Here is a 14,731-nt window from a genome sequence, read left to right as displayed (position 1 = left end):
TATATATTTTATATATGGATTATTTACAGAGTAACTTATCATTTCTTCAAAAAATAAATTTATATTTTCATTGTGTATTAATCTACTTATATTTGATAAATTTTTAGAAANNNNAAATGGGTATACCCATATAGAATTATTTTCATTTAATAAATCATTAGCACAATAAGTTACATTAATATTTTTAGATAAGGAACTTTTTAATTCATTATTATTTAAGTTATCTAAACAATCTTTTGCAAAAATATAATGATATATACAGTCAGGCATTTTATTTACTCCATATTAAAAATATCTTATTTATGATATGTATTTTTTATATATACATACATGAAATAATGGGTTAATTTAATATAATTTACTAAGATATAAAATTTATCTAAGTAGGTGTTATATGAGAGTAGAAGTTATAGATATAGGTAAAACAAGGAGTGAAGCTAAAAAAGATATACTACATAAGTTACCATTAGTTAGTAAGGTATTTCAGTTTAATAACGTTATAGGAGATATAAAATTAGAATATATAGAATTTAAAGTTTTAAAATATGAGGTTATAAGTAAGAATAAAAACAATAATCTATTTAGACGTGAATCTCAAAAAGAAAATATTACAATATTAGTTAATACTTATAATGGTCACAGTGAATCTGTAGATAAAATGCCTATTACATCTAAAAAGTACGTTTCAAAATCGTGTATAAGAAAAAATAAAATAAATGAAGATGATTTAGTAAGTTTGGTAAAAGAACAGATAATAAAAAAGTTAACTGATAAATTAAAATTTGATAGTATTAATAAGGTTAATATCGAAATTAACGTATTAGAAATAAAAAGCATATATAAGCCTTATTGGGTAGCAGATTTTAGAGGTAGAAATATATTTATAGATTCATAAAAAATATGCCTTAATTTATAAGGCATATTTTTTATGAAAATTAATTTTTATTTTTAGTTAAATAATCAAATGTTTTTAAAGTATATCCTTCTTCTTTCCAGTGAGTAATAACTTCATCTAAAATTTCTGTATTAGTTTTAGAATTTGGATGAAGTAATACTATAGCACCAGGATGTGTTCTAGTGTAAATTTTATCTTTTGCATATTCATGAGTAGGTTGTTTATCATTATACCAGTCTACATAGGCAAAACTCCAAAATATAGAGCTATAGCCTAAATCTTGAGTATATTTTAATGATTGCTCACTAAACTTACCCATAGGAGGTCTGAAATATTTAGGCATATCCTTACCAATTAATTCTTTGTAAGCATTTTCTACAGATATAATTTCTGATTTAAATTTTTCAAAATCAGTAATTTGAGCCATAGATACGTGACTTTTAGAATGGTTACAAACTAAATGGCCTTCATTTACCATTCTTTTTACTAATTCAGGGTTATTTTTTATATAACTTTCAACAACAAAAAAATGTGCTTTCACATTATGTTTTTTTAAAGTATTTAAAATACTCTCAGTTGTACCATTTTCATATCCAGCGTCAAATGTAAGGTAGAGTACCTTTTCATTTGGATCACCAACATAATAAGAATTATACTTATTAAAAAATGAAGCTTCTTTAATAGGTTCTGGTTGTTTTCCATCATTCCTTGGATTAAAATACCAGTTATATTCATATGTTGATGCCTGTGGATCAGATATTCTAGCTTTAGACTTATTAAGCAAATATAAATTACCACTAACTAATACCGTACATAGAATTAAAAATAACCCTATAAAAATATAACGTTTAGATCTTGAGTTTTTCTGATTCACAAAATCACCTCTTTAATAAGTGAAAGTATAAAATTATCTACCTAGTATAWGTAAAGTTCATAGCACATCCAGTTAGTGATAAAGAAATAATTGCTGGTACAAATAAAATGGATTTTTTCATAATTAATTTTTCTCCTTTCTATATCATTTATATTTAGTATCTAAAATATAATAAAAAATATTCATATGACTAGATTGGTGATTAAAGATTTGCTTAATATAAAAAGAAAAACATTGCTAAAAAGCAATGTTTTGTTATGAAACTAATTCAGTAGTATCTTCATTTTTTATTTTTTCTATACTTATGCCAGTTGCTCCATATATTAGTGAAATTATTGGACAAAGTAAGTTGAAAAATGCAAATGGTAAAAATGCAAAGCATCCAACTCCTAAAGTAGCTGACATATATGCACCACATGTATTCCATGGAATAAGAGGTGATGTAATAGTTGCACTATCTTCTAAGGCACGAGATAAGTTTTTAGCTGCTAACCCTTGTTTTTTGAATGCATCTTTATACATACTACCTGGTATAACTATAGCTAGATATTGATCAGCTACAGCTAAATTAGTTCCTATAGCAGTAAATATTGTTGCAAATATAAGTCCAAAAGTACCTTTTGCAAACTTTAATATAAACTTAGCTAATGCTTCTAGCATACCTGTTTTTTCTAAAATACCGCCTGTAGTTAAAGCACAAATCATAAGAGATACTGTAGATAGCATACTATCAAGTCCACCACGAGTTAAAAGCTCATCTACAAATTTCATGCCAGTAGAAGATACATATCCACTTTTTGCAACTAAAAATACATCTGCTAATGAAGCACCTTGAAATACTATAGCAACTAAAGCTCCTAATAAAACACCGATTATAAGACCTGGTATTGCAGGTACTTTTAATATAACTAAAGCTATAACTAAAACTGGAACTAAAAGAAGTAATGGTGATAACGTATTATAATTACTTATTAAAGCATCTTGTATTTGAGATATTTGCCCAGTATCTATATTAGAACCTGCATATTTAAATCCAATTATTCCGTAAAGTACTAATGATATAATAAGCGCAGGTGTAGTAGTATATAACATATGTTTAATATGATCAAATAAATTAGTTCCAGCCATAGCAGGAGCTAGATTAGTAGTATCTGATAATGGAGACATTTTATCTCCAAAATATGCACCAGATATAATTGCACCAGCTATTATAGGTGATGGTATATTTAAAGCGTTACCTATACCTAAAAGTGCTATACCTATAGTTCCAGCAGTAGTCCAAGATGAACCAGTAGCAATGGAAACTATTGAACATATTACAGTTGTTGCAACTAAGAAAATACTAGGTGATAAAATATTAAGTCCATAATATATCATACTAGGAACAATACCTGATATAATCCAAGTACCTATTAATACACCTACTATTAATAATATAAGTATTGATGGCATTGTTGTATTTATTGTTGATAAAATACCTTCTTCTAATTCCTGCCATGTATATCCTAATTTAAATATAGCAACACATGCACTAAATATAGCTCCAAGTAAAAGTGGAATATGAGCAGATATCTCATATTTTTTTAAAAATACTAAGGATGTAACAAGTACTATTACTAAAAATCCTAAACATAAAATTGCATCAAATAAAGATGCTTGTTTTTTTTCTCTTTTCATTTAAATATCCTCCAGTTTATATTTCGAATATAACCTGTTGATGAGAAAATAGGGATAAAAAAAGTCTAGGACAAGAGTATCCTAGACTTAAGTATCAAAAAAATATTAAAAATATAGTTTTAATTGACTTAATCTAAAGATAGCCCTCCACAAATTAATGTGACAGTGTTATATATATTTTATATAACCCCAACATATAAGCTTAAAGCATTACTTATACATTTCGGCATTATTACCTTTCATTTTGTTTCATCGTGCTTAGCTCCACAAAATTACTGATTAATAATGCGACCTCTATCATTTAGGTATATTCGATATTTATTTGTAAATCATTATAGCATGTAATTAAAAAAATAGAAAGTATAATTAAATAAAATTTAATAATATTTTAAATAAACTTTAAAAAGATACCATGATAATAWKRWTWRGSYWWYTTTTAGAACGGAGAATTTTTTAATATAGTAAAATTTAGTATATATAAATTTTAATAGGAGTGATTAATTTGAGTAAGAAAAAATTTTATGCAGTGAGAAAAGGATATAAAGTAGGTATATATAACACATGGGATGAATGTAAAAAACAAGTAAATGGTTTTTCAGGAGCAGAATATAAAAGTTTTCAAACTTTAGACGAAGCAAATGAATATATGGGAATAGCAAAAAATATAAATATAGAAAATGGAGAATTTGTTGAAGCATATGTTGATGGAAGTTATGAACATTCAATAAAAGAATATGGATCTGGTGTAGTTATATTAAAAAATGGAATAGTAGAAAAAACATATAGCTTAAAAGGAAGTGACAAATCTCTAGTAAGTATGAGAAATGTAGCGGGTGAGATTGAAGCATCAAAAACTGCAATGAAATATTGTATAGATAATAATATAAAACATTTAAAATTATACTTTGATTATGAGGGTATTGAAAAGTGGTGTATAGATGCATGGAAAACTAATAAAGAAGGAACTATAGAATATAAAAGATTTTATGATAATATAAAAGACAAACTATATGTAGAATTTATAAAAGTTAAAGCACACAGCGGAGATAAATATAATGAAGAAGCAGATAAATTAGCGAAAGCTGCTATAGGGATATAAAAGTCTTGCAAAAAAGCAAGACTTTTTTATTAGGTTATTTAATTTAAAGTAGTTAGAATTGACCATAGACTTGTTCTAATTCAGCCTCTAATGTATTTGGATCATAAATGCTTTCATTCATAGATTTAGCTAAAATATTTGCTTGGTCATAAGTTGATGTCCATGAAAAAATTCCGCCAAGACAATTTCTAAGAACATATTGACCTTTTAAAAAGATAGATAATGCATTATCATAGGACATTGCAAATTTACCATCTTTTACAAGATAAGGGACTTGAGCTTGCTTGTCGAATCTAACTTCATAACCATTTTTATTTATATAATCTTTTCTAAGATCATCATAAGATTTAGTTATAGTAGCACCTAAACGACCATAAAAAGGTATTCCAAGCAATATTTTCTCTGGTGGCATACCAGCATTAATAAGATTATTTACCATTCCATCAATGCTATATCCAGGCAATGAAAGATCAGAAGGATAAAGGTTAGCTTGATGTTTTCTAGCATTTTCGCCTGTTTCTCCTGCTGTAAAGTCATAACTCATCAGATTAAAATAAGTTATAAGTGGTGCTACTTTATCTATTTCAACACTAGTTCTTATATAAGCATTGTCACCAATACCAGCAACACTTAACCAAGCATCATCACCAAGCACATCTCTTAATGCTGTAATCAATAGAGTGAAATTTTCTCTATCTTGAGGGCTTGATTTTATACCGGATGCACTACTTCCTGGATACTCCCAGTCTATATCTATACCATCTAGTCCGTATTGATTCATAAGTTGTCTAGCTTCTCTAGCAAAATTATATCTAGAGCTAGGAGTTGCAGCTGCATCAGAAAAGCCTTCCGTTCCCCAACCACCTATAGCTGCTATTACTTGTAGTTCTGGTTTTTCTAATTTTAAGTGTACTAACTGTCTTAAGTAGGTAGGTGAAGGTACATATAAAGTACCATCTGGATTTATTTCAACAAAAGCATAGATTACAGCATCTAAAAGTTGAGCATCAACATTTTGTGGATTTCCTAATACATATTCCATAACTATAGGGTTAACATTAGGACAATAGTTAGTATTTATAGGCTGAAAGTCAGGATTAGTAATTTCAGGTCTAGTATTATTAGAATCAGATGACTTAACTTTAGATTTATATGATAATTTTTTATAATTTTTATCTGGGACAAAGCATAGATACCAGTCCATACAAGAGTAGTTATCATTATTACTACATTTCTTGACTTTATTTTTTAGTTCTTTATAAGTTTTTGGATATGGAAGTATAACTGGCATTCCAGGGAACCAATTTGCAGGTGTAACTATATTATCTCTATCACTAGTTTGTAAAGCTTCTATTATTCTTAATATTTCAGGTATATTTCTACCTGTAGTCATAGGATAATAAAGTATTGTTCTTAGTACTTGTTTATCATCTATAATAAAGACTGATCTCACTGTAGAAGTATTGCTCATAGGTTCTGATATCATACCATAAAGTTTTGCTATAGACATATCTCTATCTTCTATTATAGGAAATGGAATTTCTATTCCTGTAAATTGGAATATATTATATATCCAAGCAAGATGAGAGCTATTACTATCAACACTAAGTCCTATAATTTCTGTATTTCTTTTTTTGAATTCATCATAGTATTTAGCAAAGCATAAAAATTCTGTTGTACATATTGGTGTAAAATCACCTGGGTGGGAAAATAAAACTATCCACTTACCTTTGTAATCAGATAGTTTTATAGGACCATTTGTTGTATTTGCTTTAAAGTCAGGCGCTTTTGACCCTAAGCTAGGAAGACTCAGCATAAAAATCACCCCTTATATAAAATTTATCTATTTTTATTATATTAATAACTAATGAGTAATGTGACTATATCAAAAATTAGCATTTTATTATTAATTTCTTCAAAATATTAATAATAATTGAAAAATTTAACTGAATTTGGTATATTTAATAGTAGGATTAATATTAACAATTGTTATTATATGGGGTGGATAATATGAAAAAAGTAGGTAGAATACTTTTTATGTCAGCTATTGTATCTTTTTCTTTAATATTTACGCTGATTATGCTAAATGCAATTATGGGAATATTTATAAGTTTTGATTTTTGTTTACTTTTATTTGGGATATTAACGATAGGATTTACATTAGGATTAATCTTATTTGATAGTAAAAGAATATTTACGAAAAAGAAGGTAAAAAAACCTATAAAAAGAAATACAGCAAGGAATGTTAAACAAGTAGATTCTAGAACTAAAGTTAGAAAAAAAATATCTTAAGACACAGCTAAATTGAGTTACGCTGTGTCTTTTTTATTATGTATAAAATATGATATATATTAATCTATAAATAAAATATGAGTATACATTAGGAATAGAATTAGAATTAAGTTGACTAGGTTGTAATAAAAAGATTTAATATTTATATAAATTTTGAGGAAGTCGTTATAATTTTAAATCATGCATAATAAAAAATAATTATAACAATGGTGGGAGCGTGATGATATAGTGAAATTTGATATWYTTAAAAATAATCAAATGATGGAACTTCTTTTAAAAATAAAAGCTGGAGATGAAGAAGCAANNNNTGAAATTTGATATATTTAAAAATAGTATAATAGGGTATAAAAACTTAATAAGAGGATCTAAATCTCAAGATTATATTGATTATAAAAAAGAAGATAAGTATATTATATGTTCAGTGGCAGATGGGCATAGTACGAGTTTTTTCAAACATAGCTCAGATGGGGCTAAGTTTGCATGCAAAGCATCTATAGAAGTTCTTAGTAAATATTTTAATGTTAAAAAGGAAGACATAGAAGAAAATTTAAAAAACTATGAAATTCAAAGACTAATAGATAGTAGATGGAGAGAATTAGTTGAAGAGCACTATAAAAAAAATTATCCTAATGTATTTAAAATAGAGTATATAAAATATGCTACAACATTTCTATCAGTAATGATAACTGAAAATTTTATATTATGTTTAAAGTTGGGGGATGGAGATATCGTTGTTAAAAATAGTGATGGATATAAGTGTATAATTAATAATAGAAGTAATAATGTKGTTGATTCTTTAGGTAGAGTTGGTGAATACAAACATATAATGTACTATATATTTAAAAAATATGATGAAAATATTAATATAGCATTATTTACAGATGGATATTCTAATGCATTTGAAAATAAGATTGAATTATTTAATAGCCTAGAAAAAACGATACAAAGTTATAATAAAAGTGTTTTTTCTAGATTTAAGTTATTTAATAACTATACTAATTATTTAAATAATATAAGTAAAAATATAACATATGATGATATAAGTATTGTATTTATAATATAAACTCACATCAATATAAACTCACATCAATATATATAAATAACTACTTACTAAATATGGTTAATAATAAATATATATGTTATAATTTAATAAATGTTTAGATTAAATAGATTATTATACTTAAGAAAGGAAAAAATTGATGAATCTTAAGGAAAATTTAGATAAGTTAATAGACTTTATAGATTCTAAGAAAAAGCTTATAATAACAGCACTAATTTCAGCATTAGGTGTAATATTATTAATTATAGTATTTTTAGTAAGTAGTGATGAATTAAGTGTTTCTAAAGAATCAAATATTTTAGTTAAAAATATAGAACAAAGGAAATATTCAATTGCGCTTAGTAATTATGAAAGTTGGGAAAAAGAATTCTCAAAATCTAAAATGAATAGATTTAATAAGGCTGTTTCTAAAAAAATAAATAAGTTACTTCTTGATAGTGGAGATAATTATATAAATGGACAGATATCTAAGGAACAATATGTTGGCCTTATAAATACAATCAATTCTATAGAGGGAATAAGCGTTGATTTAACAAAAATAGAAGAACAATCTAAAAGAGTAGATGAAATGTATAAAGAAGAAAATGTAAAGTATGAAAATGCTATATCATATATAAATACAGCATCTATTATAAATGGAATATCAGATAGATTAGATATTTATAAAAATAATATAGAAGAAATAAACCAATCTAGAAAATTATATAATATTGCATTAAAAGAGCAAACTGATAAAAATTATCATGAAGCTATTATATCTTATGATAAAGTTTTACAAGAAGATAAAAAGTACTATGAATTAGCTAATAAAAATAAAAAAGAGTGTATATCTCTTATGTATAATYACTATATAGAAAAGTCAAAAGAAGCTAATAAAGAAGGTAACTACGAAGAAGCATTACAATACATAGAGTATATTAAAGAGTATTATGTAGATGATGAAACTATATCAAAATTGGAAAAACAGTATCAAACTAATTTAGATATGTACACATTAACATCTACTGATATAATAAATTTAATTTCTAAAAAAAGTGGAAAAAATAAAGAGAATTTATCTATAAGCTCTTTTCAACAAATGGTAGGAGAAGATAAATACTATTATACAGAAGTATATGAATACGATACTTTAATAGATGAAGTATTAATAGATGCTAAAACTAAAAAAATATATTCTTATAATGATTCTAATAAAAATTACAAAACAAACTATGGTGATGGTTACTTTAGAGTAAAATCAGATGGAAGTATTCAATTTGCAATAAGTGAAGAAAATGCTAGGTTTATATTAGAGAAGAAACTAGATGAAAAACAAAATAAGTACAAGAAGATTTTTAGCACAACAAAAGATAAAGTAAGTAAATATATAGATAATAAAATTAATCTAGAAGAAGAATTAAAAAATGATTTAGATTTGTATTATTATGAGGTTGTAAACAAAGGTTTATTCAAGAAAAAAGAAGTATATATAATAAATATGATAAAAAAGTATATTCAATAAATAGTGACGGTATAAAAAATTATTAAGCGTGTTTATAGCACGCTTTTAATAATTAAAGTTGTCTTAAGGAGAGTAAAAAATGAAAAATACTAATAAAAAAATATACATACTTTTAGGAAGCGTTTTAGTTATTTTTCTTTTAGCTATATTTAGTTTAAGTATAATTATAAATGGTGATAAAATATGTAAAGATACATATGTAAATAATATTAATATAGGTAATTTAACAAAAGCTCAAGCTATTAAAAAATTAGAAAATTTGTACAAATTAGAGAATGTTGAGTTTAGGTATAATGATAAGCAATTTATAATAGAACCTAATGAAATAAATTTTAGTTATGATATAACTCAAACTGTAGAAAATGCATACGACATAAATAGAAAAGGAACTTTTATAGAAAATATAAAACAAACTATAAGTAGTTTAATAGGCAAAAAAAATACAATAGATTTATCTGTTAACTATAATAAAGAAAAGCTTAAATTATATATAGAAGAATTGTCAAAAGATATAAATGTTCCTATGAAAAATGCAAGTATAAATATACAAAATTCTAATATACAAATACAAAAAGATGAAGTTGGAGTTAAACTAGATGAAGATAAAAGTTTTTTAAATAGTATAAAAGAATTAGAAAAAGGAAGTACAACTATAGAATTAGTTGTTGAAAATATACAACCAGATATTAGAGAAGAAAATTTAGAAAATATAGAAACTATAATTGGACAGTATTCAACTAAATTTGATTCATCTGTTGCAGGTAGAAGTCACAATATTGAATTAGCAGCAAAAAGTACAAGCAATGTATTGTTAATGCCAGGAGAGACTTTTTCTTATAATGAACATACAGGGAAAAGAACTATAAGCAATGGATATAAAAATGCCCCTGTAATTGTTCAAGGTGTAGTTCAAGAAGGTGTAGGTGGTGGAGTATGTCAAGTATCAACAACACTTTACAATGCTGTTTTATACGCAGGACTAGAAATTGAATCTATAAAAAATCATTCAATTCCATCGTCTTATGTGCAAAAAGGAAGGGATGCTACTGTTAGTGATGGAGCTATAGATTTTATATTTAAAAATAATTTAGAATATCCTGTATATATAAAAAATTCTGTTTATGGAAATACTTTAACTTGTACTATATATGGAAGTAAAGAAGATAAACAAAATATAGAAATAGTAACTAATACAGATAATGTATCAGAAGCACCGATAAAAAAAGTTGATGACCCAACTTTGCCTAAAGGAGAAGAAAAACGCTTAGAGTCAGGTAGATATGGATATACAGTATCGACATATAGAGTATATAAAGATGGTAATGGAAATGAAATAAAAAAAGAAAAAGTGTATGTATCTTATTATCCTAAAAAGCAAGAAATTATAGCAGTTGGTACTATGGAACAGATACAAGAAGAACCGATTATAACAGAAGATGAAAATATTTTTGAAGAAGATAATACCTCTCAAAATGAAAATACTACTACTGATGAGTCTAATCAACAAAATCCATTAGTACAACCACCAGTAGAACAAGAAACTGTAGAACAAGAACAGATAAATCCTTAAAATTATATGTAAAGTATGTCATTTTATTATTATATAGAAAAATGCAGTAAAATAGTAAAAAATGTATACTTTTGACTTAAAATAATAAATATGATATCTTAATTATATAGAATGGAGGAGATTGTTATTTTAGGAAAAAGTATAATAAATGATATAAAAACGATGAAAAAAAAGAGTTTAGATATATCTTTAATAGAAGAAGAAAAATCAGACTTAACATTTTTTAATATAGATGAAGAAGAAAGTAATGAAACATTAAAAGCATTAAAACAAAGTTATGTTACTACAAATTATAAAGAAGAAACGATACTAAATTTACAAAATACACTAAATAGTTCCTTAGAAGATACATCTAAAGAATTAAAGATAGAATCTTTTAAAAATTATAATGAAGCACTAAACTTAGCTTCTAAGAATTATATTACTACTGCTATTGAAATTATAGAGAAGGCATTAGAAATTAATCCTAAGGATGTAGATATACTAAATTTAAGAGGGTTATTAAAACTTTTAAAATGTGACTTTTCAAAGTCATTTGAAAGTTTTTATACAGCTATGTGCTATGGTAATAATGAATTATCAAGAAAATATGTAGATATACTATCATCTGATGAATTTAAAGTATTTTTAGCTAGATATAATCATTCAATTAGATTTATAAATGAAGATTTAAATCAAGAATCTATACATATATTAAACAATATTATAGAAGAAGATCCAGACTTAATAGAACCTTATGTTATATTAGCTTTACTTTATGATAAGATAGGTAATTCAAAGAAGAAAGAATATTACCTAAGTAAGTTACAAGAAGTTGATAAAGATAATGCTTTATTTGAGGCTAAAATAGAAAATAAGGATGTAAAGTCTGAAAAGATTGAAACTAAACCTAAAAATAAAAAAAATATTTTACCATATATAATAATAGGAACATTAGGCCTTGGAATAATAGCATATCATATAAATAGTAAAAATAAGATTGAAACTTTAAATGCTCAATTAGAAATGAAGAATGAAACAATAAATACAATTGATAAAGAATTAAGTGAAACTAATGAGAAGCTAAATGAAACTAGTCAAAAACTAGATGAAACAAATAAGGTTTTAGATAGTTCAAAAAATCAAGAAATGTTAATTGCTAGTGAATCTGATTTATATAATGAAGCAATCAAATTAAAGTCAGAAAAGAATTATAAAGAGGCAATATCATACTTTAAGAATATAGTTGAAAATGGTAAGACTAAAAAGTATATATCTGAATCTATATACCAAGTAGCTTTATTGAGTGAAAAAATAGATGACTATGAAGAAGCTAAAAAGTATTATAAAAAGTATATAAATACTTATAATAAAAATGACCAATACTATGATGATGCATTTTATCAATTAGGAATGCTATATTATAATACAAATGATTTAGAAAATGCTAAAAAGACATTCTATGGAATGAGAAGTGAAGTTCCAGATAGTATGTACAATAACTCAAAAGTTAAGGAAATACTATCTAAATAATATATATATAACATTATGAATACTATACCTTATAAAATAATTATAAAATAATAATATTTTAATATACTTATTATGTTGTAGGAGGTATAGTATGGTAAAACAAAAAGAATTATTTCTTCCTATACTTAAAGATGGTAAATATGGTTTTATAAATAAGAATAAGGAGATAGTTATAAAACCTAAATTTAAGTATGTATCAGAAAGATTTAAAGATGGATATTGTGTTATAATATATATAAAAAAAATAAATAAATCATCAAAATGGGTATTTGGGTATATAGACAAAAGTGGATATACCCAAATATTTTTACATTTAGATAGTGCTGGAGAATTTAATGATGGATTAGCTAAAATAAGTGTAGATGGTAGATGTGGATATATAGATAAATCACTAAATATAGTTATAGATCCAGCTTTTGAAAGTGCATCTAACTTTAAGGAAGGTTTAGCAGGTATTAGAATGAATAAAAAGTGGGGATATATAGATAAGTCTGGAAATATAGTTATAAATCCCAATTATACTTATGTTAATTTATTTTGCGAGGAAAGAGCATTGGTTGAATATAAAAATAAATATGGATATATAAATAAGTCTGGAGAATTTGTAATATCACATATATATGATATTGCTACAGATTTTTCTGAAGGATTAGCTGCAGTTAGGATAAATAAAAAGTGGGGGTATATTGATAAATTTGGAAATATTATTATAGATTTTATATATGATAGTGCTAAACCATTTTCTGAAGGGTTAGCAGCGATATGTGTTGATGGTAAATGGGGGTATATAAATAAATCTGGAATAATAGTAATAGAACCTATATTTGACTATGCTTGCAATTTTAAAGAAGGTCTAGCTAGATTTAATATAGGAGCAGACTCTTTAGGGAAAGGGAGTAGCAATCCTAAAGGTGGCATGTGGGGTTTTTTAAATACTTTAGGTAAAGTACATATAATTCCAATGTTTGATAGTATATCAGATTTTCAAGACGGATATGCACAAGTAATTCAGGGCAATAATAGTAATTATATAGACAAACAAGGAAGGCTTTTTTTAGAATTTAGAAACTAATATATTATAAGGGTAAAGTTAATGATATAAAATTATTTAATTTTATACTTTATACGACGTTAAAAGGAGACAAATATGAAAATACTAAATCAGTTAGCTATAATATTAGGTTTATGGGCAGTGGGAGAATATATTAGTTCATTTATACAAAATATAGTTGTTATACCGGGTAGTATTATAGGTATGATATTATTATTTGTACTTTTAAAAATTAAAATTTTAAAAATAGAAAGTATAAGTGAAGTAAGTAATTTCTTTTTAGATAATATGGCGATATTTTTTATACCAGCAGGTGTTTCTTTAATTAAATCGCTAAATCTTATAGCAAATAATATACTTGTACTAGTTATTACAATACTTATAAGTACTATTATAGTTATGTATGTAACAGGGAAACTAGTTGATATAATGATAGACAAAAAAACTAAGGAGAATTAAGGATGTATAATGTATTTGACACAGAAATTTTTGGAATAGTACTTACGATTATATTTTTTAATATAGGAATATATATACAGAAAAAAACTAAAAATCCTATATTTAATCCACTACTTATAGCTATAGTTGGAATTATATTATTTTTAATAATAACAAAAATTCCTTATGAAAGTTATAAATTAGGAGCGGATAGTATAAATTTCTTTTTAGGACCAGTTACAATTGTATTAGCAGTACCATTGTACAAGCAGTTTGATTTATTAAAAAAATATTTTATAGAAATATTAATAGGAATAAGTTGTGGTGTGATAGTATCATTTATATCTATAAAGGCAATTGGATACTTTACTAATGCTAATATTGATATAATAAATTCATTAATACCAAAATCAATAACAACTCCAATGGGAATTTCATTAACTAAAACTTTAAATGGGCTAGAAGCAATTACGGTAGTTTCAATAATATTAACAGGTATTTTAGGTGCTATTATATCTCCAGTTATTTTTAAAATTGGTAAAATAAAAAATCCTGTAGCCAAGGGAATAGCATTAGGAACTTCAGCACATGCATTAGGTACTACTAAGGCATTAGAAATGGGTGAAGTTGAAGGTGCAATGAGTGGATTAGCTATAGGTATATGTGGTACAATTACCGTAATATTAGTGCCAATTTTAATGAAATTTTTATAAATTAAAATTTATGAAATTATAAAATAAATATAAAAGCTAAAACTGTGAG

The 14,731-nt window shown here is 25.2% G+C and carries 13 protein-coding genes and 1 riboswitch; of the genes, 10 read left to right on the top strand and 3 right to left on the bottom strand.

The genetic code is table 11. From position 1 onward, the window contains the following. Positions 1-394: 394 nt before the first annotated feature. Positions 395-895 (top strand): hypothetical protein, encoded by a 501-nt coding sequence (locus G3997_RS06975; RefSeq protein WP_296644810.1) that lies wholly within the window; start codon positions 395-397, stop codon positions 893-895. Positions 896-935: 40 nt separating this feature from the next. On the opposite strand, the gene pdaA is transcribed toward G3997_RS06975, so the two are convergent. Then, positions 936-1,769, bottom strand: a complete 834-nt coding sequence (pdaA, locus tag G3997_RS06970) for a delta-lactam-biosynthetic de-N-acetylase (protein ID WP_296644808.1) — start codon at positions 1,767-1,769, stop codon at positions 936-938. A gap of 255 nt (positions 1,770-2,024) precedes the next feature. After that, positions 2,025-3,446 (bottom strand): Na+/H+ antiporter NhaC, encoded by a 1,422-nt coding sequence (gene nhaC, locus G3997_RS06965; protein WP_296644806.1) that lies wholly within the window; start codon positions 3,444-3,446, stop codon positions 2,025-2,027. 132 nt (positions 3,447-3,578) lie between these two features. Continuing rightward, a riboswitch (Lysine riboswitch) is annotated at positions 3,579-3,751 on the bottom strand. 188 nt (positions 3,752-3,939) lie between these two features. Between nhaC and G3997_RS06960 the strand changes: the two genes are divergently transcribed. Then, entirely contained in the window at positions 3,940-4,545 is a 606-nt protein-coding gene (locus tag G3997_RS06960) for a ribonuclease H family protein (protein WP_334299830.1), read from the top strand. Between the two features lie 52 nt (positions 4,546-4,597). Here the strand turns inward: G3997_RS06960 and G3997_RS06955 are convergent, their stop codons facing one another. Continuing rightward, positions 4,598-6,361: a peroxiredoxin gene (locus tag G3997_RS06955; RefSeq protein WP_296644801.1), complete on the bottom strand. Its 1,764-nt coding sequence runs from the start codon at positions 6,359-6,361 to the stop codon at positions 4,598-4,600. Between the two features lie 194 nt (positions 6,362-6,555). Between G3997_RS06955 and G3997_RS06950 the strand changes: the two genes are divergently transcribed. The 8 genes from G3997_RS06950 (at position 6,556) to G3997_RS06915 (ending at position 14,682) form a co-directional block, all read left to right on the top strand. Further along, positions 6,556-6,837: a hypothetical protein gene (locus G3997_RS06950; protein ID WP_296644799.1), complete on the top strand. Its 282-nt coding sequence runs from the start codon at positions 6,556-6,558 to the stop codon at positions 6,835-6,837. A gap of 292 nt (positions 6,838-7,129) precedes the next feature. Further along, positions 7,130-7,900 (top strand): PP2C family serine/threonine-protein phosphatase, encoded by a 771-nt coding sequence (locus tag G3997_RS06945; protein WP_296644797.1) that lies wholly within the window; start codon positions 7,130-7,132, stop codon positions 7,898-7,900. Positions 7,901-8,036: 136 nt separating this feature from the next. Further along, a complete protein-coding gene (locus tag G3997_RS06940) occupies positions 8,037-9,398 on the top strand; it encodes a UbiD family decarboxylase (protein WP_296644795.1) in 1,362 nt (453 codons plus the stop codon). A 79-nt stretch (positions 9,399-9,477) separates the two neighbouring features. Next, positions 9,478-10,968, top strand: coding sequence for a VanW family protein (locus tag G3997_RS06935; RefSeq protein WP_296644794.1), 1,491 nt, complete (start codon positions 9,478-9,480; stop codon positions 10,966-10,968). A 162-nt stretch (positions 10,969-11,130) separates the two neighbouring features. Continuing rightward, positions 11,131-12,480, top strand: a complete 1,350-nt coding sequence (locus tag G3997_RS06930; protein WP_296644792.1) for a tetratricopeptide repeat protein — start codon at positions 11,131-11,133, stop codon at positions 12,478-12,480. Between the two features lie 91 nt (positions 12,481-12,571). After that, positions 12,572-13,552: a WG repeat-containing protein gene (locus G3997_RS06925; RefSeq protein ID WP_296644790.1), complete on the top strand. Its 981-nt coding sequence runs from the start codon at positions 12,572-12,574 to the stop codon at positions 13,550-13,552. 75 nt (positions 13,553-13,627) lie between these two features. Next, positions 13,628-13,990 (top strand): CidA/LrgA family protein, encoded by a 363-nt coding sequence (locus G3997_RS06920; protein WP_296644788.1) that lies wholly within the window; start codon positions 13,628-13,630, stop codon positions 13,988-13,990. A 2-nt stretch (positions 13,991-13,992) separates the two neighbouring features. Further along, entirely contained in the window at positions 13,993-14,682 is a 690-nt protein-coding gene (locus tag G3997_RS06915) for an LrgB family protein (RefSeq protein ID WP_296644785.1), read from the top strand. Positions 14,683-14,731: the final 49 nt, after the last annotated feature.

This window comes from Romboutsia sp. 13368, assembly GCF_018336475.1.
Classification (GTDB): Bacteria; Bacillota; Clostridia; order Peptostreptococcales; family Peptostreptococcaceae; genus Romboutsia.
The sequence above is the reverse complement of the archived record's forward strand: the minus strand, read 5'-3'. Positions and strand labels throughout refer to the sequence as shown.

Bases quoted from the DNA above. Each gene is read 5' to 3' on its own strand.
- G3997_RS06935 (WP_296644794.1), top strand. From the start codon at position 9,478: ATGAAAAATACTAATAAAAAAATATACATACTTTTAGGAAGCGTTTTA.
- G3997_RS06920 (WP_296644788.1), top strand. From the start codon at position 13,628: ATGAAAATACTAAATCAGTTAGCTATAATATTAGGTTTATGGGCAGTG.
- G3997_RS06955 (WP_296644801.1), bottom strand. From the start codon at position 6,361: ATGCTGAGTCTTCCTAGCTTAGGGTCAAAAGCGCCTGACTTTAAAGCA.
- G3997_RS06915 (WP_296644785.1), top strand. From the start codon at position 13,993: ATGTATAATGTATTTGACACAGAAATTTTTGGAATAGTACTTACGATT.
- G3997_RS06975 (WP_296644810.1), top strand. From the start codon at position 395: ATGAGAGTAGAAGTTATAGATATAGGTAAAACAAGGAGTGAAGCTAAA.
- G3997_RS06925 (WP_296644790.1), top strand. From the start codon at position 12,572: ATGGTAAAACAAAAAGAATTATTTCTTCCTATACTTAAAGATGGTAAA.
- nhaC (WP_296644806.1), bottom strand. From the start codon at position 3,446: ATGAAAAGAGAAAAAAAACAAGCATCTTTATTTGATGCAATTTTATGT.
- G3997_RS06950 (WP_296644799.1), top strand. From the start codon at position 6,556: ATGAAAAAAGTAGGTAGAATACTTTTTATGTCAGCTATTGTATCTTTT.
- G3997_RS06930 (WP_296644792.1), top strand. From the start codon at position 11,131: ATGAAAAAAAAGAGTTTAGATATATCTTTAATAGAAGAAGAAAAATCA.